General features: G+C 71.9%; 24 protein-coding genes. 6 read left to right on the top strand and 18 right to left on the bottom strand.

From position 1 onward, the window contains the following. Positions 1-5: 5 nt before the first annotated feature. Positions 6-1,457, bottom strand: coding sequence for a replicative DNA helicase (gene dnaB / locus ABD419_RS03140; RefSeq protein WP_425555905.1), 1,452 nt, complete (start codon positions 1,455-1,457; stop codon positions 6-8). A gap of 323 nt (positions 1,458-1,780) precedes the next feature. Between dnaB and ABD419_RS03135 the strand changes: the two genes are divergently transcribed. Continuing rightward, positions 1,781-2,170, top strand: coding sequence for a hypothetical protein (locus tag ABD419_RS03135; RefSeq protein ID WP_344481615.1), 390 nt, complete (start codon positions 1,781-1,783; stop codon positions 2,168-2,170). Positions 2,171-2,234: 64 nt separating this feature from the next. On the opposite strand, the gene rplI is transcribed toward ABD419_RS03135, so the two are convergent. The 4 genes from rplI to rpsF are packed head-to-tail and all read right to left on the bottom strand — an operon-like array spanning position 2,235 to position 3,849. Beyond that, positions 2,235-2,696: a 50S ribosomal protein L9 gene (gene rplI / locus ABD419_RS03130; protein ID WP_344481612.1), complete on the bottom strand. Its 462-nt coding sequence runs from the start codon at positions 2,694-2,696 to the stop codon at positions 2,235-2,237. A gap of 14 nt (positions 2,697-2,710) precedes the next feature. After that, the gene (gene rpsR, locus ABD419_RS03125; RefSeq protein ID WP_030160643.1) at positions 2,711-2,956 is read right to left on the bottom strand and encodes a 30S ribosomal protein S18; all 246 of its coding nucleotides are present in this window, start codon (positions 2,954-2,956) and stop codon (positions 2,711-2,713) included. Between the two features lie 47 nt (positions 2,957-3,003). Next, complete coding sequence (locus tag ABD419_RS03120) at positions 3,004-3,519, bottom strand: single-stranded DNA-binding protein (RefSeq protein ID WP_344481609.1); 516 nt, start codon at positions 3,517-3,519, stop codon at positions 3,004-3,006. 39 nt (positions 3,520-3,558) lie between these two features. Next, positions 3,559-3,849, bottom strand: a complete 291-nt coding sequence (gene rpsF, locus ABD419_RS03115; RefSeq protein WP_091054459.1) for a 30S ribosomal protein S6 — start codon at positions 3,847-3,849, stop codon at positions 3,559-3,561. Between the two features lie 268 nt (positions 3,850-4,117). Here rpsF and ABD419_RS03110 point away from each other — a divergent pair, with 268 nt between their 5' ends. Together ABD419_RS03110 and ABD419_RS03105 are read left to right on the top strand one after the other, a co-directional pair. Then, positions 4,118-5,779: a fumarate hydratase gene (locus ABD419_RS03110; protein ID WP_344481603.1), complete on the top strand. Its 1,662-nt coding sequence runs from the start codon at positions 4,118-4,120 to the stop codon at positions 5,777-5,779. Positions 5,780-6,102: 323 nt separating this feature from the next. Further along, positions 6,103-6,906, top strand: coding sequence for an MHYT domain-containing protein (locus ABD419_RS03105; RefSeq protein ID WP_344481601.1), 804 nt, complete (start codon positions 6,103-6,105; stop codon positions 6,904-6,906). Between the two features lie 70 nt (positions 6,907-6,976). On the opposite strand, the gene ABD419_RS03100 is transcribed toward ABD419_RS03105, so the two are convergent. From ABD419_RS03100 to ABD419_RS03080, 4 genes are all read right to left on the bottom strand, one after another. Beyond that, complete coding sequence (locus ABD419_RS03100) at positions 6,977-8,167, bottom strand: glycosyl hydrolase family 18 protein (protein ID WP_425555901.1); 1,191 nt, start codon at positions 8,165-8,167, stop codon at positions 6,977-6,979. 208 nt (positions 8,168-8,375) lie between these two features. Next, positions 8,376-8,708, bottom strand: a complete 333-nt coding sequence (locus ABD419_RS03090) for an ArsR/SmtB family transcription factor (protein WP_425555904.1) — start codon at positions 8,706-8,708, stop codon at positions 8,376-8,378. A gap of 56 nt (positions 8,709-8,764) precedes the next feature. Beyond that, positions 8,765-9,421: an SRPBCC family protein gene (locus ABD419_RS03085; protein ID WP_344481595.1), complete on the bottom strand. Its 657-nt coding sequence runs from the start codon at positions 9,419-9,421 to the stop codon at positions 8,765-8,767. Between the two features lie 70 nt (positions 9,422-9,491). Then, positions 9,492-10,856, bottom strand: coding sequence for a cystathionine beta-synthase (locus tag ABD419_RS03080; RefSeq protein WP_344481593.1), 1,365 nt, complete (start codon positions 10,854-10,856; stop codon positions 9,492-9,494). A 177-nt stretch (positions 10,857-11,033) separates the two neighbouring features. Here ABD419_RS03080 and gndA point away from each other — a divergent pair, with 177 nt between their 5' ends. After that, entirely contained in the window at positions 11,034-12,464 is a 1,431-nt protein-coding gene (gndA, locus tag ABD419_RS03075; protein WP_344481590.1) for an NADP-dependent phosphogluconate dehydrogenase, read from the top strand. Positions 12,465-12,636: 172 nt separating this feature from the next. Here the strand turns inward: gndA and ABD419_RS03070 are convergent, their stop codons facing one another. The 4 genes from ABD419_RS03070 to ABD419_RS03055 all read right to left on the bottom strand — a co-directional run bounded on the left by ABD419_RS03070 (position 12,637) and on the right by ABD419_RS03055 (position 15,299). Further along, complete coding sequence (locus ABD419_RS03070; protein ID WP_344481587.1) at positions 12,637-13,164, bottom strand: NUDIX hydrolase; 528 nt, start codon at positions 13,162-13,164, stop codon at positions 12,637-12,639. Continuing rightward, positions 13,161-13,718 (bottom strand): NUDIX hydrolase, encoded by a 558-nt coding sequence (locus ABD419_RS03065; RefSeq protein WP_344481586.1) that lies wholly within the window; start codon positions 13,716-13,718, stop codon positions 13,161-13,163. Before ABD419_RS03065 ends, ABD419_RS03070 begins: the two co-directional genes overlap by 4 nt. 170 nt (positions 13,719-13,888) lie before the next feature. Next, entirely contained in the window at positions 13,889-14,302 is a 414-nt protein-coding gene (locus tag ABD419_RS03060; protein ID WP_344481584.1) for a DUF6220 domain-containing protein, read from the bottom strand. Further along, positions 14,295-15,299 (bottom strand): carboxymuconolactone decarboxylase family protein, encoded by a 1,005-nt coding sequence (locus ABD419_RS03055; protein ID WP_344481583.1) that lies wholly within the window; start codon positions 15,297-15,299, stop codon positions 14,295-14,297. The genes ABD419_RS03060 and ABD419_RS03055 overlap by 8 nt, the downstream gene beginning before the upstream one ends. 214 nt (positions 15,300-15,513) lie before the next feature. On the opposite strand from ABD419_RS03055, the gene ABD419_RS03050 reads away from it, so the two are divergent. Together ABD419_RS03050 and ABD419_RS03045 are read left to right on the top strand one after the other, a co-directional pair. After that, a complete protein-coding gene (locus ABD419_RS03050) occupies positions 15,514-16,698 on the top strand; it encodes a sensor histidine kinase (RefSeq protein ID WP_344481582.1) in 1,185 nt (394 codons plus the stop codon). Next, the gene (locus ABD419_RS03045; RefSeq protein WP_344481580.1) at positions 16,695-17,357 is read left to right on the top strand and encodes a response regulator; all 663 of its coding nucleotides are present in this window, start codon (positions 16,695-16,697) and stop codon (positions 17,355-17,357) included. The genes ABD419_RS03050 and ABD419_RS03045 overlap by 4 nt, the downstream gene beginning before the upstream one ends. Positions 17,358-17,499: 142 nt before the next feature. On the opposite strand, the gene ABD419_RS03040 is transcribed toward ABD419_RS03045, so the two are convergent. From ABD419_RS03040 to ABD419_RS03020, 5 genes are all read right to left on the bottom strand, one after another. Next, the gene (locus ABD419_RS03040; protein WP_344481579.1) at positions 17,500-18,369 is read right to left on the bottom strand and encodes a YihY/virulence factor BrkB family protein; all 870 of its coding nucleotides are present in this window, start codon (positions 18,367-18,369) and stop codon (positions 17,500-17,502) included. Positions 18,370-18,417: 48 nt separating this feature from the next. Further along, entirely contained in the window at positions 18,418-18,858 is a 441-nt protein-coding gene (locus tag ABD419_RS03035; protein ID WP_344481578.1) for a DUF7144 family membrane protein, read from the bottom strand. 87 nt (positions 18,859-18,945) lie between these two features. Further along, on the bottom strand, positions 18,946-19,539 hold the full coding sequence (locus ABD419_RS03030) for an anthranilate synthase component II (protein WP_344481576.1): 594 nt from the start codon (positions 19,537-19,539) through the stop codon (positions 18,946-18,948). A 16-nt stretch (positions 19,540-19,555) separates the two neighbouring features. After that, positions 19,556-19,849: a hypothetical protein gene (locus ABD419_RS03025; RefSeq protein WP_344481575.1), complete on the bottom strand. Its 294-nt coding sequence runs from the start codon at positions 19,847-19,849 to the stop codon at positions 19,556-19,558. A gap of 1 nt (position 19,850) precedes the next feature. Next, positions 19,851-20,723: a class E sortase gene (locus tag ABD419_RS03020; protein WP_344481574.1), complete on the bottom strand. Its 873-nt coding sequence runs from the start codon at positions 20,721-20,723 to the stop codon at positions 19,851-19,853. Between the last annotated feature and the right edge of the window lie 151 nt (positions 20,724-20,874).

Here is a 20,874-nt window from a genome sequence, read left to right as displayed (position 1 = left end):
CGCGCTCAGACGGCCATGTCGACGAAGCGCGACAGGTGCAGCTGGGCCGCCACGGTGATCGTGTCCGTGGCGCCGTTGCGGTGCTTGGCGACGATGAAGTCGGCCTCGCCCGCGCGCGGGGACTCCTTGTCGTAGTAGTCCTCGCGGTGCAGGAGGATGACGACGTCGGCGTCCTGCTCGAGCGAGCCCGACTCGCGGAGGTCGGACAGCTGCGGGCGCTTGTCGGTGCGCTGCTCGGGTCCGCGGTTCAGCTGGGCGACCGCGATGACCGGGCACTGCACCTCCTTGGCGAGGAGCTTGAGCCCGCGGGATATCTCGGAGACCTCCTGCTGGCGCGACTCGACCTTCTTCGGCGAGGTCATGAGCTGGAGGTAGTCGACGACGATGAGCTTGAGGTCGTGGCGCTGCTTGAGGCGCCGGGCCTTGGCCCGGATCTCCATCATGGTCATCGACGCGGTGTCGTCGACGAACAGCGGCGCCTCGGAGATGTCGCCCATGCGCTTGGCGAGGCGGGTCCAGTCGTCGTCGGACAGGTCGCCCGAGCGCAGCACGTGCATGGGGACGCGGGTCTCGGCGCTGAGGAGGCGCATGACGATCTCGAGCTTGCTCATCTCGAGGGAGAACAGGGCCGCGGCGTGGCGGTGGTGCAGGGACGCGTGCCGCATGAAGTCCATCGCGGCCGTGGACTTGCCGGCGCCGGGGCGGCCGGCGACGATGATGAGCTGGCCGGCCTGGAGGCCCGAGAGGAGCCGGTCGAGGTCGGCGAAGCCGGTCGGGATGCCGGTCATGACGCCCTGGTTGGCGCCGATCGCCTCGATCTCGTCCATGGCGGGCTGGAGGAGGTCCGACAGGACCGCGAAGTCCTCGCTCTGGCGGTTGTCGGTGACCTCGTAGACGGCCTGCTGGGCGAGGTCGACGAGGTCGTCGATGTCGCGGCCGCCCTGGCCGCCGCCGTACCCGTACTGGACGACCTTGGTGCCGGCCTCGATGAGGCGCCGCAGGATCGCCTTCTCCTTGACGATCTTCGCGTAGTAGCCCGCGTTCGCGGCCGTGGGCACGGCGTTGAGGAGGTCGTGGAGGTAGGGGCCGCCGCCGATCTTGGCGAGGTCGCCGGTGTCGGCGAGGGCCGCGGCGATGGTGACGGCGTCGGCGGGCTCGCCGTTGCCGAACTTGTCGATGACGGCGTCGAAGATCATGCCGTGCTTGGGCTGGTAGAAGTCGCCCGGGCCGAGGACCTCGATGACGTCGGCGATCGCGTCCTTGCTCATGAGCATGCCGCCGAGGACCGACATCTCCGCCTGCACGTCCTGGGGCGGGGTGCGCTCGTACGTGCGGGTGGAGCCGTTGCCGCCGCCGCCGGAGCCGGCGAACGGGTCCTCCGGGGGCGTGTCGAAATAGGAGCCGTTCGAGCCGTTGGCGCCTCGCGAGAAGACGCCGTCAGTCGACACGTCGGCCATGCCGTCCACCCCCTCGGTCACCGTGCGTTCATGGAGACAGTACCGCCCGCATACGACAGAAGGGCGGTGTCAACGACGCTATGTCGCGTCGGGCACGGTTGCAAACGGCCCTGTGGACAACCTGTGGACAAGGCTGTGGATAACCTGTGGATAACCGGGGTCGGGCCTGTGGACAACCTGTGGACAAAGAGCCGAGGGGCGCTCGGTTCCGGGTCGGGAGCTGCGGGGACGCCGTCCACCGCCTGTGGACGGAAATCCGTTCGTGCCAACTTGCCACTAGCATTGGGAGCGTCCCCGGCACGGATCAGAGGAGAGGCGGGCTCATGACCGCTCCGCAGCGCCCCGAACGCAGGCCCCGCCTCGACCCCGAAGGGGACGACCGGCCCGGCGAGCGCGCGTTCACCCCGACGTTGCTGGTCACCCTCGCCTGGTACGCGGTCCCGGCGGTGGTCTACCTGACGTGGGTGCTGTCGCAGCCGCCGGTCGACGCGACCTGCGCGGCCACCGGCTGCTCGGCCGCCGGGCGCATCGGCGCCGCCGTCTCGGGCGGCTGGGCGTGGACGCTGTCGTCGCTCACCGCGAGCCTCCTGGTGGCGGTCCTGCTGCGCCTCCCGCGCGCGGGATGGCGTGCGGGCGTGGCGGGTTCGGCCGCCGCGATCCTCGGCGCGGGCCTGGTGACGGTGATCCTGCGGACCGCCGGCTGGGTGATCTGACCCGGCCCGGCAGACGCGACGAGGGCCCGCGACCGGACGGTCGCGGGCCCTCGTTCGGACTTGCCTACTTCTTGCGGCGCTTGGCCGGGGTGACCTGGAGCTTGAACTTCGCGGTCACCTCCGGGTGCAGCTTGACCGACACGTCGTAGGTGCCGACCGACTTGATGGTCGAGGCGAGCTCGACGCGGCGGCGGTCGATCTTCGGGCCGCCGGCCTCGTCGACGGCCTGGACGATGTCGGCCGCGGTGATGGAGCCGAAGAGGCGGTCCCCGTCGCCGGTGCGGGCGACGATGTGGGCGTCTGTCTGCTTCAGCTTGTCCGCCACCGCACGGGCCTTGTCCAGGTCGTGGATCTGGCGGGAGGCGCGAGCGCGCTGAATGGCGTCGACCTCCTTCTGACCGCCCTTGGTCCACGCGATCGCAAGGCCCTGCGGGAGCAGGTAGTTGCGGCCGTAGCCGGGCTTGACCTCGACGACGTCACCGGCCGAACCGAGGTTGGGCACCTCATGAGTCAGGATGATCTTCATAAGTGCGCTCCTTCCTAGCGAGTCTGGCTGGTGTACGGGAGCAGGGCCATCTCGCGGGCGTTCTTGACGGCCGCGGCGATCTGGCGCTGCTGCTGGGTGGTCACGCCGGTCACTCGGCGGGCACGGATCTTGCCGCGGTCGGAGATGAACTTCCGCAGCAGCGCCGTGTCCTTGTAGTCGACGTACTCGATACCCTCTTTTTCAAGCGGGTTCGGCTTCTTCTTTGGCTTCCGCAGGGGAGCCGATTTCGGGTTGGCCATGTGTTGTCTTGCCTCTTACTCGAGATCGTGTTCCGGGCTGGGCCCGGTTAGAACGGCGGGTCCTCGTCGAAGCCGCCGGAACCGGCGCCGCCGCCGGCCGGGGCCGCCGAGGCCCAGGGGTCGTCGGGCATCGAACCGCCGGCGCTGGAACCGCCGCCGCCCCCGAAGGAGCGGCCGCCGCCTCCGCCGCCGCCCGATGCACCGGACCGGTTGAGCTTCGCGGTGGAGAACCGCAGCGCAGGGCCCACTTCCTCGACGTCGAGCTCGTACACAGTGCGCTTCTCGCCCTCGCGGGTCTCGTAGCTGCGCTGCTTGAGCCTGCCCTGCACGATCACGCGGGTACCGCGCGACAGGGACTCGGCGACGTTCTCGGCGTACTGGCGCCAGACGCTGCAGGTGAGGAACAGCGCCTCACCGTCTTTCCACGTGTTCGTCTCTTTGTCGAACGCCCGCGGGGTCGATGCGATGCGGAACTTCGCGACGGCGGCACCGGACGGCGTGTAACGCAGTTCGGGGTCGTCGACGAGGTTGCCGATAACCGTGATGACTGTCTCTCCTGCCATGACCTATCTCCTTGACGGTCTCGCAGTTGCAGGGTCGGGTTACCGAAGCTCCGGTCGCAGCACCTTGGTCCGCAGCACCGACTCGCTGAGCCGGAGCTGGCGGTCCATCTCAGCGACGGGACCGGGCTCGGACTGCAGGTCGACGACGGCGTAGACGCCCTCGTTGCTCTTGTTGATCTCGTAGGCGAGACGGCGGCGACCCCAGACGTCGATCTTGTCGACGGCCCCTCCGGCGTCCTTGACGCCCTTGAGGAACTTCTCCAGCGTCGGGCCGACCTGGCTCTCCTCGAGGTTGGGTTCGAGGATCACCATGAGTTCATAGTGCCGCAAGATCGCTCCACCTCCTTCGGTCTCAATCGGCTGCGGTCTCTCCGCAGCAGGAGGAATCACTTGCGCGTCGCCCGCCTCGCGGTGGGCAACCTGGCAATCGTACCTGCTTACGGGCGGTGCGGCCGGGCCGCTCCGCCCAGGGTGTGACGCTACCCGCCGGGTGCGACACCGCGCAGCCCGACACCGCACCGAATCCGGCCCGGCGTCCGGTTCGGCGGGCGTCGCGCCGGTCCCGGAGCGCGGCGGGAACCGCGCTAGATTCGGAGGCATGACATCGGAGTTCCGCTATACCGACCTGCTTCCCACCGGCCCGGACACCACCGAGTACCGCCTGCTCACGACCGACGGGGTGAGCACGGTCGAGGCCGCGGGGCGGCGCTTCCTCACCGTGGAGCCCGAGGTCCTCACGCGGCTCGCCGCCGAAGCGGTCAAGGACATCTCCCACTTCCTGCGCCCCGCGCACCTCGCCCAGCTCCGCTCGATCCTCGACGACCCCGAGGCCAGCGGCAACGACCGGTTCGTGGCGATGGACCTGCTCAAGAACGCGAACATCGCCTCCGGCATGGTCCTGCCGATGTGCCAGGACACCGGGACCGCGATCGTCATGGGCAAGCGCGGCCGGCACGTCCTCACCGACGGGCGCGACGCCGAGCACCTCTCCCGCGGGGTGTGGCAGGCCTACCGCGACCTCAACCTGCGCTACAGCCAGATGGCGCCGCTGACGATGTGGGACGAGAAGAACACCGGCTCGAACCTGCCCGCCCAGATCGACCTGTACGCCGAGGGCGACGACGCGTACAAGTTCCAGTTCATCGCCAAGGGCGGCGGCTCGGCCAACAAGTCGTTCCTGTTCCAGGAGACGAAGGCGATCCTCAACCCGGACGCGATGATGCGCTTCCTGGAGGAGAAGCTCCGCCAGATCGGCACCGCCGCGTGCCCGCCGTACCACCTCGCGATCGTCATCGGCGGCACCAGCGCCGAGTACGCGCTCAAGACCGCGAAGTACGCCTCCACGAAGTACCTCGACGCCATGCCGACCGAGGGCTCCCCGTCCGGCCACGGCTTCCGCGACACCGCGCTGGAGCAGGAGGTCCTGGAGCTGACCCGCCAGTTCGGGATCGGCGCCCAGTTCGGGGGCAAGTACTTCTGCCACGACGTGCGCGTGATCCGCCTGCCCCGCCACGGCGCGTCCCTGCCCGTCGCCATCGCCGTCTCCTGCTCCGCCGACCGCCAGGCCATGGCCAAGATCACCGCCGAGGGCGTGTTCCTGGAGCAGCTCGAGCGCGACCCGAGCCGGTACGTGCCCGAGGTCCGCGAGGACGACCTCGACGACGACGCGGTCCGCATCGACCTGAACCGGCCCATGAGCGAGATCCGCGCCGAGCTGTCGAAATACCCGGTGAAGACCCGCGTGTCCCTGACCGGGACGCTCGTGGTCGCCCGCGACATCGCGCACGCCAAGATCAAGGAGCGCCTCGACGCGGGCGAGGAGATGCCGCAGTACCTGAAGGACCACGCGGTCTACTACGCCGGGCCCGCGAAGACCCCCGAGGGGTACGCCTCCGGGTCGTTCGGGCCGACCACGGCCGGGCGCATGGACTCCTACGTCGACCAGTTCCAGGCCGCGGGCGGCTCGTTCGTCATGCTCGCCAAGGGGAACCGATCGCAGCGCGTCACCGACGCGTGCAACGCGCACGGCGGCTTCTACCTCGGCTCGATCGGCGGCCCCGCCGCGAAGCTCGCGCAGGAGAACATCAAGGCCATGGAGGTCCTGGAGTACCCCGAGCTCGGCATGGAGGCGGTCTGGAAGATCGAGGTCGAGGACTTCCCCGCGTTCATCGTCGTCGACGACAAGGGCAACGACTTCTACGAGGCCACCCGCCAGCCGGTCCTCACCGTGGGCCGGCGCCGGCACATCACCGTGACATAGGCCGTGAAACGGAGGGCGCCGACCGCACCGGTCGGCGGCCTTTTCTGTTGCGCCGCTTGATGAACGCAGTGAATTGTGAGACAGCGCACAACGGTTGTCCGGATCGGTGCGAACGGTCAGAGTTCCGTCGGCCGCACGGCGGAAACATCGGCGCGCCCCTGTCGCCCCTGTGTCCGTTCGAGCGGTTTCACGCAATGCGCATCGGCTCGCGAAAGCCGCATACCAACCGCCGCAGGGCAATCGGCGTGAATCGAAGGGCCTGACAGGACCCCGACCAGCGGATACGATCCGATTCCCTACCGCCCAGCCCTTCGGATTCCGCGATGATCGAACACTTCTCCCACGGGTACACCACCCTCCCCGTGGCCTTCCTGGTCTCCATGACCGGCTCCGCACTCGGCCTCCTCCTCGCCCGCCACGCTCGCCGCCACCAGGGCCGCGGCCGCCGCGCGCTGTGGCTCCTCATCGCCGCGTTCGCCATCGGCGGCACCGGCATCTGGGTCATGCACTTCGTCGCCATGCTCGGCTTCACCGTCCGCGACGCCCGCATCCTCTACGACCCGTGGACGACCGCGCTCAGCGCCCTCATCGCCGTCGCCGTCGTCGCCTGCGGCCTCTTCGCGATCGGCCTCGGCCGCTACACGCCCCTCAAACTCGCGGTCGCCGGGACGCTCACCGGGATCGGCGTGGCCGCCATGCACTACACCGGCATGGCCGCCGTCAGCGCCGACGTCGACCTCGACTACCGGCCCGGCTACGTGACCGCGTCCGTCGCGATCGCGATCGTCGCCGCCACCACCGCCCTGTGGCTCTCCTGGCGGCTCCAGCGCGCCTCCTCGATGTGGCTGGCCGCCGCCGTCATGGCCCTGGCCGTCAACCTCATGCACTACACCGGGATGCTCGGCGTCCGCACCGGCGACCCCGTCGTCGAGCCCGTGCGCGGCGTCGACGCCGTCGACCTCGTCTTCCCCATGGCCACGCTCACCGCGATCGTCCTGCTCTTCCTCGTGTTCACCGTGGTCATGGTGCCCACCGACGAGGAGCTGCGCGCCGACGAGCACCTCTCCTCCCTCCAGCGCCGCACGACCGACCGCCCGGTCGCCGGACGCAAGCCCCCGCGCTACTGAACCCCCGGCGGACGCAGGACCGGCCCCGCTCGACGAGCGGGGCCGGTCCTGTTGCGAGAGAGGAGAAGTATCAGCCGCCCACGGTGTTGGCGAAGTTGTAGCCGTTGGTCCGGTCCCAGTTGATCGACCAGGTCATCGCCCCGCCGATCCCCGGGTAGGACTGCGCGGGCACGAAGTCCCCGCAGCGCTGGCGCGTCTCGAGGCAGGTGATGGCGTCGTTCACCATCGTCGGGTTGACGTAGCCCGAGCCCGCCGCGCTCTGCACGGCCGGGAGGCCGAGGCCGACCTGGCTGGGCGCGAGCCCGGCCTGGAGCTGGATGCAGGCCTGGGCGGTCAGGAAGTCGATGTCGCCCTGGGCGTACACCTGCCCGTTGCAGCCGAGCATGGTGCCGGAGTTGTAGTACTGCATGTTGACGATCGTCAGGATGTCCTTGGTGTTCACCGCGAGCTGGTAGTACCCGGCCGAGGTGGACTGGAAGTCGATCGTCTGCGGCGCCATCGTGTACGTGAAGCCGGGCTTCTGCGCGCTGATGGAGCGCAGCGCGGTCTCGATCGCGCCGGCGTTGATGCCGTGCTCCAGGTCGATGTCGACGCCGTCGAAGCCGTACTCGTTCATGAGGGCGACGACGGAGCTCGCGAACGCGGCGGAGGTGGCGGCGCTGTTGATGGTGACGTTGCCGCGCTCGCCGCCGACGGAGATGATGACGTCCCGGCCCTGGGCCTGGATCGCGTCGATGTCGGCCTTGAACTCGGCCTCGGTGTACCCGGCGCCGGTGAGGCTGGCGTCGAGCGCGAAGTCGACCTGGCCGGGCGTGGTGGTGGACTCGGCGAAGGCGACCGCGATGATGTCGTAGGTCGCGGGGATCGCGTTCAGCTCCATGACGCCGGAGCCGTTGTCGAAGTTGTGCCAGTAGCCGGTGAGGTTGTTGCCGCCCTGGCCCGGGCCGCCGGTGGGCTCCTCGGTCGGCTCCTCGCTGGTGGGGGGCTCGGCCCCGTCGCAGGCGCCGAGGTCCTCCCAGACGCCCCACTGGCCGGTGGTGCCGGGGGTCTCGCCGGTGGTCCACCACTTGGCGCGGTACTCGCGCTGCTGGTGGCTGACGCGGTTGCCGCCGACGTAGACGGCGCTGGAGCTCCACGCGGGTCCCTCGCAGGCGACCTGGGCGGAGGCGTTGTTGGCGAAGGCGATCGGCACCGCGATGGCGGCGCCCGCGGTGGCGAGCGCGACGGCGGCGGTGATCGCCGCTCTGCGGATGGGGCGCAAGGGACCTCCCGATATTTAAAGATTCCTAAATGTAACTCCCTCATCGTGCTGGTCGTCACGCCGATTGTCAAGAGGTCTGCTCGCAATAAAATCCGACTCGCCCGGTTTGCGGGCCGTGTCGCCAAGGCCCGCAACCGAACGAGTCGGATTCCTTACTATTCGAGGCGGTCGCGTCGCGGCACCGGACCCGGGCCGGCCCGGTCCGCGGCTACGCCGCGCCGCGGCGGCGCCGGTCCTGGGCGGTCTCGGTCCGGCCCTGGAGGCGCCGCTCCCGCCTGCCCCGCGCGAGCTCGGTCTCGAGGGCGTCGAGCGGCCCGGCGAACCCGTCGGCGAACCGCTCGAACCAGGCGCGCACCAGCGCGATCCCGGCCTCGTCGGCGCCGTAGAACCGGCGGGTCCCCTCGGCGCGCACCGTCACCAGGCCGGCCTCCCGCAGCACCTTGAGGTGCTGGGAGACCGCCGGCTGCGAGATGCCGAGCGCCTCCTTGAGGATCGCGGCGACCGCGCCCGCGGGCGCCTCGCCCTCGGCGAGGAGCTCCATGATGCGGCGGCGCGCCGGGTCGCCGAGCGCGTCGAACGCGGCGTCGGCTCCCCCGCTCACGCCTCCGGCTCCTCCGGCGGCGCGACGGTGTAGAACGCGACGACGTTCTCGAGGGCCGCGTCGGCGGCCGCCCGGTCGTCGCCGGCGTCGACCGCGGCCTGCGCCCAGCCGCCGCCGGTGAGCCGCGCGAACGCGACCCCGCCGGGGCCGGTCATCCACGCCTCGAACTCGGCGCCGTCGAGCGGCGTGCCGGTCTCGAGGTAGACGCCGAGGCCGTACAGGCTGCCGTCCCAGCCGATGCCGACCGCGCCGGGCCCGTACTGGGACCACATCGCGGGGTCGACGACGGCCTCGTGGACGAGCTCGAGGACGGTGCCGCCCTCGCCCTTGCTCAGGTTCACGGTCATCCAGGAGACCTGGCCGCCGAACTCCCAGGTCGCGGCCAGGGAGTCGGGGGCGTCGCAGCGCTCCACGACGCCGCCGGCGTTCCCCTCGAACTGGTAGCGGCCGCCGACCTCGAGGTCCCCGCTCACCGGCAGGAACCAGCGCGGCAGGCGCTCGGGGCTGGTGAGCGCGTCCCAGACGTCGGCCTGGTCGGCGCGGTAGGCGCGCCGGGCGACGAGGACCTTCGTCGCCGCGCCGTCGCGCTCGGAGTCGCGGATCTCCCGGGCCACCATGCCGGCGGCCTCGATCGGGTCCTGCGGATCGGGCATGACGCCTCCTTATATAAGTTACGACTTATATTACGGGGAGGCGGCCCGGTCCGTCAACGAACCGCCGGCATCACCGCTCCACGTAACTCAGCAGATCCTGCCGCGTCAGCACCCCCACCGGCTTGCCTTCCGCGAACACCATCAGCGCGTCCCGGTCCTGGAGCGCCGCCACCGCCCGCTCCACCTGCTCGCCCGAACCGATCGTCGGCAGCGGCGCGCCGATGTGCCGCTCGATCGGATCGTGCAGCGTCGCCTTCCCCCCGAACAGCGCGTCCATCAGGTCCCGCTCCGCGACCGCGCCCGCGACCTCGCCCGACGTCACCGGCGGCTCCGCCTTCAGCACCGGCATCTGGCTCACCCCGAACTGCCGCATGATGTCGATCGCCTCGCGCACCGTGTCCTGCGGGTGCACGTGCACGAGCTCCGGGATGTCCGCGCCCTTCCCGGCCAGGACCTCGCCGACCGTCGTCTCGCCCGAACCGCCCATGAACCCGAACTCGGTCATCCACGCGTCGTTGAAGATCTTCGACAGGTACCCGCGGCCCCCGTCCGGCAGGATCACCACGATCACGTCGCCGGGTGCGGCGTCCTTCGCGACCGCCACCGCGCCCACCACGGCCATCCCCGCCGAACCGCCCACCAGCAGGCCCTCCTCGCGGGCCAGCCGCCGCGTCATCGCGAACGACTCCGCATCGGTCACCTCCACGATCCGGTCCGCCAGCTCCCGGTCGTAGTTCGACGGCCAGAAGTCCTCGCCCACACCCTCCACCAGGTACGGCCGCCCCGTCCCGCCCGAGTACACCGACCCCTCCGGGTCCGCGCCCACGACCTGCACCCTCCCGCCGGAGACCTCCTTGAGGTACTTCCCGATCCCGGTGATCGTCCCGCCCGTGCCCACCCCGGCCACCAGGTGCGTGATCCTCCCATCGGTCTGCTCCCAGATCTCCGGGCCCGTCTGCGCGTAATGCGACGCCGGGTTCGCCGGGTTCGAGTACTGGTCCGGCTTCCACGCCCCCTCGATCTCGCTCAGCAGCCGGTCTGACACCTTGTAGTACGAGCGCGGGTCCTCCGGGTCCACCGCCGTCGGGCACACCACGACCTCCGCGCCGTACGCCTTCAACACGTTCCGCTTGTCCTCCGACACCTTGTCGGGGCACACGAACACGCACTTGTAGCCGCGCTGCTGCGCCACCATCGCCAGCCCCACACCGGTGTTCCCACTGGTCGGCTCCACGATCGTCCCGCCCGGCTGCAGCGCCCCCGAGGCCTCCGCCTCGTCGATCATGCGCTGCGCGATGCGGTCCTTGATGGACCCGCCCGGATTGAGGTACTCGACCTTCGCGAGGACGGTCGCGGACGCGCCGTCGGTGACGGCGCCCAGCTTCACCAGCGGGGTGTTCCCGATGAGGCCGAGGACGGATTCGTAGTACTGCATGCCCACAGCCTAGAGCCTCCGCCCCCGCGCCCCCGCCCGTGCGGCACGCGCGTCCCTCCCCGCCAACGGCCCGTGCACGTCCCGCTGCGTGGATACGATCGGCGGTGGTGCCGCCCGCGCCGGGCCGACCGGCGAGAATCGGGGCGCACACCTCTTTCGCAACGTAGGGAGACAGGCATGAGCACCGCCGACATCGGCGTGGTCGGGCTGGCCGTCATGGGATCCAACCTGGCACGCAACTTCGCCCGGCACGGCTTCACCGTCGCCGTCTACAACCGCACGCACGCCAAGACCACCGAGCTGATCGACGCGCACGGCGACGAAGGCGACTTCGTGCCCTCCGAGGAGCTCGCCGACTTCGTCGCCTCCCTCAAACGCCCCCGCAAAGCCATGATCATGGTCCAGGCAGGCCCCGCCACCGACGCCGTCATCGACCAGCTCGCCGCCCTCATGGAACCCGGCGACATGATCATCGACGGCGGCAACGCCCACTTCGAGAACACCCGCCGCCGCGAAGCCGCCCTCCGCGACCAGGGCCTCCACTTCGTCGGCACCGGCGTCTCCGGCGGCGAGGAAGGCGCCCTCCTCGGCCCCGCGATCATGCCCGGCGGCTCCGAGGAGTCCTACGAGACCCTCGGCCCCATCCTCGAGGCCATCGCCGCCAAGGCCCCCGACGGCACCCCCTGCTGCACCCGCCTCGGCCCCGACGGCGCCGGCCACTTCGTCAAGATGGTGCACAACGGCATCGAGTACTCCGACATGCAGCTCATCGGCGAGGCCTACGACCTCCTCCGCCGCGGCGTCGGCATCGAACCCGCCGACCTCGCCAAGACCTTCGCCGAATGGAACGCCGGCGAACTCGACTCCTACCTCATCGAGGTCACCGCCGAAGTCCTCGGCCACACCGACGCCGCCACCGGCAAGCCCCTCGTCGACGTCATCGTCGACCAGGCCGGCCAGAAGGGCACCGGACGCTGGACCGTCCAGAACGCCCTCGACCTCGGTGTCCCCGTCACCGGCATCGCCGAGGCCACCTTCGCCCGCGCCCTCTCCTCCGGCACCAGGCAGCGCGAAGGCGCCGTCGACCTGCTCACCGGGCCCAGCGCCAAGACCGACTTCCCCGAGACGTTCGTCGAGGACGTCCGCCAGGCCCTCTACGCCTCCAAGATCGTCGCCTACGCCCAGGGCTTCGACCAGATCGCCGCCGCCTCCGCCGAATACGACTGGGGCATCGACCTCGGCTCCTGCTCGGCCCTGTGGCGCGCCGGCTGCATCATCCGCGCCCGCTTCCTCGACCGCATCACCGAGGCCTGGCGCTCCGACCCCGAACTCCCGACGCTCCTCGCCGCGCCCGAGTTCACCAAGATCGTCACCGACGCCCAGGACTCCTGGCGCCGCGTCGTCGCCACCGCCGCCCTCGCCGGCATCCCCACCCCGGGCTTCTCCTCGGCGCTGGCGTACTACGACGGGCTGCGCTCGCGCCGCCTCCCGGCGGCCCTCATCCAGGGCCAGCGGGACTTCTTCGGCGCGCACACGTACAAGCGCGTCGACCGCGAGGGCACCTTCCACACCGACTGGTCCGGCGACCGCGCCGAGCACCAGGTCTAGACGCCGGGGGCGGTTCGCCCCAGACNGGGGGGGGGGGGGGGGGCCCCGTCGCGTTCGGTTCGCGGACCCGGGACCGCACGAGCCGCCGACGCGGCGGACGGTGCCGTCGCGGGCGAGGAGCGGGACGCGGGCGGTGGTGCGGCACCCTCCACAGGTCCGGACTCGGGGCCCGTCAGATGGAGGTGTCCGCGGTGCGGCTGCCGGCCGGTTCGAGGCGCAGTGCCGCGGCGGGCACGTCGCCGGCGACGAGGCGCTTGATGAGGTGCAGGAGCGGGTCGAACGGCGCGTCGTGGCCCTCGGCGGCGGCGAGCTCGTCGACGCCGATCCACTTGAACTCGAGGTCCTGCTCGTAGGCGTCGCCGCCGCTGACGCGCGGCTCGAAGCGCGCGGTGCGCGTGAAGAACAGGTAGTTGTCCTGCGTGAAGACCACGCCGTCGCGGGAGCGGCTGAAGGACCGCCGGGCCACCGGCCCGGTCACGTCACCGGGAGGCACGCGCAGGCCCGTCTCCTCGAACAGCTCGCGCACGGCGGCGTCGAGCGGGGTCTCCCCGGGGTCGATGCCGCCGCCGGGGAGGAACCACCGGGCGGGGTGCTCCGCGGTCGCGGCTCGGCCGATGAACAGGACCGCGTCCCGTTCGTCGATCACGATGCACCGCGCGCCGTACCTGTCGATCTGGGTGGGTTCGTTCGTCGCGCTCACCGGTCAAGTATGGGGGCACGCTCGGTAGTCGTCCAGCCCCTATCGGTGTCCCACGTCCAGGCGCCCCACGGGATGCGAAGCGGCGCAGCGGGTCTCGGATCGTCCAGGAGGCGCCTGAGCAGGGCCGCGATCCCCGCGGGGAACACGAGCGCGTCGACGGCCGCCGCCTCCTCGACGCTCAGCCACGTTGCGGCGGTGAACTCCTCCTGCTCGACGTCCTCCAGCCCGTCGCGCACCGGCTCGAAGTGCGCCACCCGCACCAGGAAGTACGCGTCCTCGGAGTCGATCACCAGCTCTGGCCCGTCGGACCAGATCCCGGCGGTCTCGGCGACCACCGGCCCCAGGTCCGGCCCGATCCGCAGCCCGGTCTCCTCGAACACCTCGCGCACCGCCCCCGCCGCGAGCGACTCGCCTTCGTGCAGGCCGCCGCCCGGCGTGACGTAGTACTCCACGCCCGGGCCCATGTAGTCCCGGCTGTGGAACAGCAGCACCCGCTCGTCCTCGTCCACCAGCAGCACCCGCGCGCACCTGCGCCGCCGCACCCCGGTCCCCATCCCCCGAGTATGCGGTCCGCCGGAGCCGGCGGCAACCTCGCCACCGCGGACCTCGCCGCGGTCCTCCCCGCGCGCGTCGGGTCCTCGCAGGCGATCGTCGCGCCTCCGCTCGCGCCTCCGGGCGCGGAACGGCCCGCGGCGCGGGTGCGCCGCGGGCCCGGTTTCCTGTGTCAGGCCGCGGCCGGGACCGCCTCGGGGGTCCGGCGCTCCTCGATGAGGCGCTTGGCGAGGCGCGCCGAGGACTCGGCGACGCCCATGATCATGAGGGCGTTGATCGCGTGGAAGCCGAAGATGATCTGGCCGGGCACGGTGCCCGCGACGCTGACGAGGGCGATGAGGGACTGGAGCACCACCAGGCCGAACACGCCCGCCGCCAGGCCGGTGAGCTTCCCTCCCGCCCGCGACAGGGCCGCGAACAGGATGCCCAGCAGCGCCACGACGGCGATCACCCGGCCGTTCATGATGTGCAGGGAGAACGACTCGTCGGGGGAGCCGGTGCCCAGGGCGCCGTAGCCGGCCAGGAAGAACTGGATCCCGATGAGGGCGTGCAGCACGCCGATCCACACCCGGTAGAACTTAAGCATCGATGTTCCTCGTCTCGATCTCGTCTTGGACGGCGTCGACGGCGGTCATCGCGCCGAACGCCAGCAGGTGGACCACGCAGTGGTCGGTGAACGCCCCGCCCCGCCATGAGTCCACATCGGACTCCGTGACGGCGCCGGGCACGAGCGCCGCCGCGACCGCCAGGCGCGCCCCCAGGGCCGCCTCCCGCGGCAGGCCCGCGCCGCCCGTCAGCTCCGGCACCGCGTCCGCGACCTCCGTGCCGTGCGCGCCCACGGTCCGCGCCACCGACTCCACGGCCGCGTCCGACAGCAGCATCGAGCCGTACGCCGCGATCGACCGCAGCGACCCGTACGCCCGCCCGACCGGCGTCCCCGCCGCCCAGGCCGGCTCGCGCACCACCGTCCCGCGCGCCCACTGCGGCCACTCCTCCAGCAGCGGCAGGCTCGCGCCCGGCTCCAGGTCGGCCGCCATCGCCTGCCGCAGCAGCCGCGACCCCACCGACCGGCCCAGCCGCGTCGTCAGCACCGGGCTCGGCGCCTCGTTCGCCGCCAGCGCCTTCAGCAGCCGCGTGATCAGCTCGAACACCAGCACCGTCCCGATGAACCGCGGCGCGGCCTCCGGGGCGAACGGCCCCGACGCGGTCGGCGCGGCCGCCCAGTCGGCCAGCGCGGCCCACTCCTGCGGCGCGACGCCCGCGCGCAGGCCCTCGGCGAGCTCCGGCTCCCCGGCAGCGTGCAGCAGCGTCACGTGCGCGTCGGTGCAGAACCGGCACCCGTTCCGCACCGCGACCACGGTCGCCACCACCTCCTTCGCCTTCCGCTCCTCCGGGCCGCCGACCAGCAGCGACTCGCGCAGCAGCGACCACACCGGCGCCAGCAGCTCCGGCGCCGGCGAGAACATCGTCAACGCCGGGCCCAGCACACCCAGCTCGCTCCTCGCCTGGCGGTACACCTCGGCGACGACGCCGTCGGCGCGCTTCGGATCGACTGGGGCGACATGTCTGACAGCAGGGGACACGGGGGGCCTCCTCGGTTCGAGTCCCGGGGCGGCCCGTCCGGCCGCCGCACCACTCCAGACTCCCCGCCGCGGCGCCTGCGGTCGTCCGCCCCGGGGCGGCGATCGGGCCCTCGCCGCGCGCAGCAGCACCGGCCCCCGCGTACACCCAGCGCAGTACGGCCCACCTGCACCGCGAGCCGACGCCGCAGCTCCGCGCCCGCAATAGAATCGACCCATGCCCTCCCCCGAGACCCGCCCGGCCGGCGGCCGCGACCCGTTCGCCAGCAGACGCCTCGACCTCGTCGTCACCGCCGCCATGCTCGCCGACACCCTCGCCGCGGGCCTCATCAAGGACTTCCGCGACGGCATGCCGTTCTGGGGATGGCTCCCGCTCATGCTGGGCCCCTTGGTGTTCCCGCTGTGGCGGCGTCACCCGCGCCTGGTCCTGGTCGTCGCCGTCGGCTCCGTCCTCGCCTCCGGGCCGCTCGGTGTCGGCCCCCTCGCGGTCGTCCCCGCGCTGGTCGCCATCGCCGTCGCCATGTACACCGGCTACCGGGCCCTCAGCGTCTGGACCGTGCTCGCCCTCTCCGCGGTCACCGCGGTCGGGAACCTGCACGTCGCGGGCTGGGAGCTGAACGGCCAAGTGGTCGAGCGCACCCTCCTCGTGGTCGGCTGGCTGCACGTCGCCCTCATCTCCGGCCTGTCGCGGCGCCAGCGCGACGCGTACATGGCCGAGGCCGAGCACGTCCGCGAGGAGGCGGTGAAGCGCAAGGCTGCCGACGAGCGGGTCCGCATCGCCCGCGAGCTCCACGACTCCCTCACGCACTCGATCTCCGTCATCCGCGTCCAGGCCGGCGTCGCACTCCACTTGGCGCGCAAGCGCGGCGACGACCCGCCGCCCGCGCTCGTCGCCGTCGAGGAGGCCGCGAAGGACGCCACCCGCGAACTCCGCGAGACCCTCACGATGCTCCGCGACGACGACGGCCACCGCCTCGCCCGCGTCGCCGACCTCGTCGACCGCTACCGCGGCCTCGGGTTCGCAATCGACGTCGAATGCGACATCGACCGCGCAGCACCGGTCGGCACCGAGGTCGACCACGCCGCCTACCGGATCGTCCAGGAGGCGCTCACGAACGCGGTCCGCCACTCCTCCGGCGACGCCGTCCGCGTCCGCGTCTCCCGCGACGACGACGCGGTCCTCGTGGAGGTCGCCGACAACGGCGCCCCCGTCCGGTTCGCGCCCGGCCGCGGCCTCACCGGCATGCGCGAACGCGTCGACGCCCTCGGCGGGACCCTGCACGTCGGACCCGGCGAGTACGGTTTCACCGTCCGGGCGTCGCTCCCCGACGACACCCCCGAGGCGCTCCCCGACGGCGCCGCCGGACCGGAGTCCGTTCCCGCGCTGGAGGAGTCGCGGTGATCCGGGTCCTGCTCGCCGACGACCAGCCGCTCATGCGCGGCGGCTTCCGCGCCCTCATCGACGCGGAGGACGACATGACCGTCGTCGCCGAGGCCGCCGACGGCCCGACCGCCGCCCGCCTCGCCGCCGAGACCCTTCCCGACGTCGCCCTCCTCGACGTGGAGATGCCCGGCGGCGACGGGATCGGCGCGGTCCGCGCGATCGCCGCCGACGACCGGCTCGCCGCCGTCCGCGTCGTCATGCTCACCAACTACTCGTTCGACGCGTACGTCTTCGACGCGCTCCGCGCCGGCGCCGCCGGGTACCTCGTCAAGGACACCGAGCCCGAGGAGTTGCTGCGCTGCATCAGGGCCGCGGTGTCCGGCGAGACGCTCCTGTCGCCGCAGATCGCCGCGAAGCTCGTCGCCGAGTACGTCGCCCATCCGCCGTCGCGCCTCGCCGGGCAGGTCGAGGGGCTCACCTCACGCGAGACGGAGATCGTGGCGCTGGTCGCGCGCGGCCTGACGAACACGGAGATCGCCGAGCGGCTGTTCATCAGCCCGGCGACGGCGAAGACGCACGTGCACCGGGCGATGATGAAGCTCGCGGTGCGCGACCGCGCGGGCCTGGTGGTGTTCGCGTACGAGTCGGGCCTGGTGCAGCCGAAGGCGACCGGGTAGGGAGCCGGTGTCCTCTTTCGGGTGACACGACGGCGCGGACGGCGGTTTCCTGTCGGACCCCTCGGCAATGCTGGCGCCTACGGTCCCCTTCCGGGTGGGTGGGGGCTAGGGATGGTCTACGGCCTTCAGCTCTCAGTCGCGGTCAGGTCGCGGCGGCGCTGGGTTCGGCGGCCTCGCCCTCGGCGGTCCCGGCGGTGTCGGTCTCGGGTTCGGCGGTCGCGTTGTACTCGAAGCCGAACAGCAGGGCCGCGTTGGTGATCCACAGCCACACCAGGAACACGATGACGCCGCCGAGCGCGCCGTACGTCTTGTCGTAGTTCCCGAACGTCGCGGCGTACAGCCCGAACCCGGCGGAGGCGGCGAGCCACAAAAGGACGGCGAGGGCCGCGCCGGGCGCGCGGTGCCGGAACCGGGAGCGCTTCGCGGGGGCGAGCCAGTACAGGAGCGCGACGATGACGACGACGAGCACGGTGATCGCGGGCCATTTCACCCACGCCCACACGGTGACCGCGGCGTCGTCGGCGTGCAGGGCCCGGCCGATCGCGCGGGCGACGGTCCCGCCGGTGGCGGCCACGACCGCGCACACCGCCGTGAGGATCCCGACGACGATCGTGAGCACGAGCCGCACGACGAGCACCGTCCACCACTTGCGGTCCTCGTCGGTCCCGTTGACCGCGTTGAGGGCCCGCGAGAACGCGGCGACGTAGTTGGAGGCCGCCCACAGGGCGGCGACGAGGCCGACCAGCGCGGCGAGGCCGGCGGTGCGGGGGTTCATCTGGAGCCGTGCGACGGCGTCCTCGATGATCGTCATCGAGTCGCCCGGCACGAGCGACCCGACGCCGTCGAGGAGCGACTCGGTCGCGCTCGCGCTCAGCAGGCCGATGACGGAGGTGCCCACGAGGATCGCGGGGAACAACGAGAGCACCGAGTAGTACGTGAGGGCCGCCGCGTCGTCTCCGCGGTTCTCGGAGCCGTATCGCTTGGCGGCTTTGATGATCGAGCGTCCACCCATCCCTCCACCGTCCCAGACTCCGCGCGGGAGTGGGGCGGTTCGGGCGGATTACCGCTCCGGCGAGCCGTCTTCGCGCCCCGCACCGGGTCCGGTGGTGAGCGCCCAGATGACGAACACGTCGACGGCGATGACGAGCACGGCCCACAGCGGGTACTGGGGCGCGAGGAAGAACTGGTTCATGGCCGAGACGACCGCGACCAGCAGCCCCGCGTACCCGCCGCCGCGCAGCCGCTCCAGCCGCCGCGACCGCAGCTTCCCGAGCTGGAGGAACCCGATCGCTATGGCGGCCAAGCCGATCGCGAGGTTCACCCAGCCCCAGCCGGTGTTGTCGGCGCGGTACCAGTAGCCGCCGCCGGTGAACAGGAACGAGTCGCCGCTCGCGACGGCGTACCCGATGAAGACCTGCCAGGCCCCGACCAGCAGCAGGAGGACGCCGGCGAACGCGGAGCCGCCCGCCCTGCGGCGAGGGTTCCAGTCCTCATCGGTCATTCGCGGTCCCCCCGTGGCCTGTCGCGGCGTTCCGCATCAGCCTAGGCGACGACGGTGCGCGACCGCGGCATCCGCACTCCGTGCCCGTCACGCGCCGCCGGGGGCCGCGAGGCGCCGCAGCCAGTTGGCGAGGAGCGCGCTGCCGTCCTCGGTGAGGATCGACTCGGGGTGGAACTGGACGCCCTCGACGTCGACGCTGCGGTGCCGCAGGCCCATGACGGTCCCGTCCTCGCTGGTCGCGGTGACCCGGAGCGGGTCGCGGACGCTGCCGGGCTCGACGGCGAGCGAGTGGTACCTGGTGGCGGTGAACGGGTTCGCGAGCCCGGCGAACACCCCGGCCCCGTCGTGGCGGATCGGGGAGGTCTCGCCGTGGCGCAGTTCGGCGGCGCGGGAGACGACCGCGCCCCAGTGCTCGGCGATCACCTGGTGCCCCAGGCACACTCCGAGGACGGGGACGTCGCCGGCGAACCGGTCGAGGAGGTCGTGGCCGAGCTTGGCCTCGTCGGGCCGCCCGGGCCCGGGCGAGAGCAGCAGTCCGGCCGGGCGCAGCCGCTCGGCTTCGTCCACATCGGTCTTGTCGGAGCGGCGCACGTCGACCCGGGCCCCGAGGGCCCGCAGGTAGGAGACGATGGTGTGGACGAACGAGTCGCGGAAGTCCACCACCAGGACGCTCCGGGTCACGGCGCGGCCCCGCGGGTCACCCGTCGCCCTCCCCGGTCGGGGACTCGGCGGTCTCCCACTCGCCGGGGTCGAACTGGGTGTCGTGGCAGTCCACGCCTGGCGTGCAGGTCGGCGACTCGCCGCCCTCGTCGGCGGGCTGGTCGACGTTGACGCCGCCGGCGGGGTCGACGTTGCTCCACGGCATGTGCGGGCGCACGGCCGGGAACACCACGAACCACAGGAGCGCCAGCGTGCCGGCGCTGAGCGCGAGGGACCCGGCGATCTTGCCCGGCAGGCCGAACGGAAGCTTCTTCCAGATCCACGAGTACACGTCAGGCCTCCGGGTCGATCGCCGCGGGCGGCAGTTCGCCGGCGGGGTCGCGTTCGATGGTCTCCACGAGCTGGCTGTAGACGACGTACCGCTCGTAGTTGTCCCACAGCGGATGGCACGTGAACAGGGTCAGCCAGTAGTCGTCGTCGCCGGGCTCGGAGCCGGGCTCGCCGGGGACGGGCGCGGTGATGTCGACCTGGGTCTCGTCGACGACGACGTGCTCCTGCACCTCGTACACGTAGAAGTAGTCCTTGGTCTCGATGACGACCTTGTCGCCGGGCTGGAGGTCGCGGATCTTCTGGAAGATCGCGGGCACGTTGTGGCCGGCGAGGGTGAAGTTGCCCTGCTCGCCGGGCATCGCGCCGTCGAGGTAGCGGCCGGGCGCGTACTCGATGTCGGCGGGCTCGGTGCCCTCGACGAGGGTCCAGGACTCGGCGCGCACGTCGGGGGCCCACATGCGGGCGAACGCGTCGCCGAGCTCGGGGATCGGCGAGCCCTCGTCGCCCTCCTCCTCGGCCTCCCACATGGTGTCGAGGTCGGTGGAGAGGGTGTCCTGCTCGCTGTTGATCTCGCCGGAGACGCCGAAGACCTCGTACCCGGCGTACAGCAGGACGATCGCGCCGAGGGTGATGAGGGCCTCGCCGAGGCCGCGCACGGTGGAGCGGACGCCGCCCTCGCCGCGGTGGCGCTTGACGGTGCGCTTCTTGCGGGCGGCGCTCTCGGCGCCGGGCGGCGCGGGGACGTCGTCGGCGGGGATCACCGGGAGGATCGCGGTGCCGTCGGGCCCGGGGACGAGCGGGGCCTTCGCGAGCTTGGGGGGACGCAGCGCGGTCGTGGTGTCGAAGTCGGGCTCGGCCGGCTCGGCGGGGGCCATCCCCGCGCCGAACGGCGGCGACCCGGGGACCCGGGCCTTCCCGTTCGGCACGCTGGCGCGGCCGGGGCTCGTCGCCCGCGGCGGGCTCGGCTGCTTCGGGGGGCTCTGCTGGGCGCCGGGGTTGGCGGGGCCTTGACCGGGGTTTTGAACG

This window comes from Glycomyces endophyticus (assembly GCF_039531525.1).
GTDB classification, from domain to species: Bacteria; Actinomycetota; Actinomycetes; order Mycobacteriales; family Micromonosporaceae; genus Glycomyces; species Glycomyces endophyticus.
Note: the sequence above shows the minus strand (reverse complement) of the source record. Positions and strands in the feature narration are given on the sequence as shown.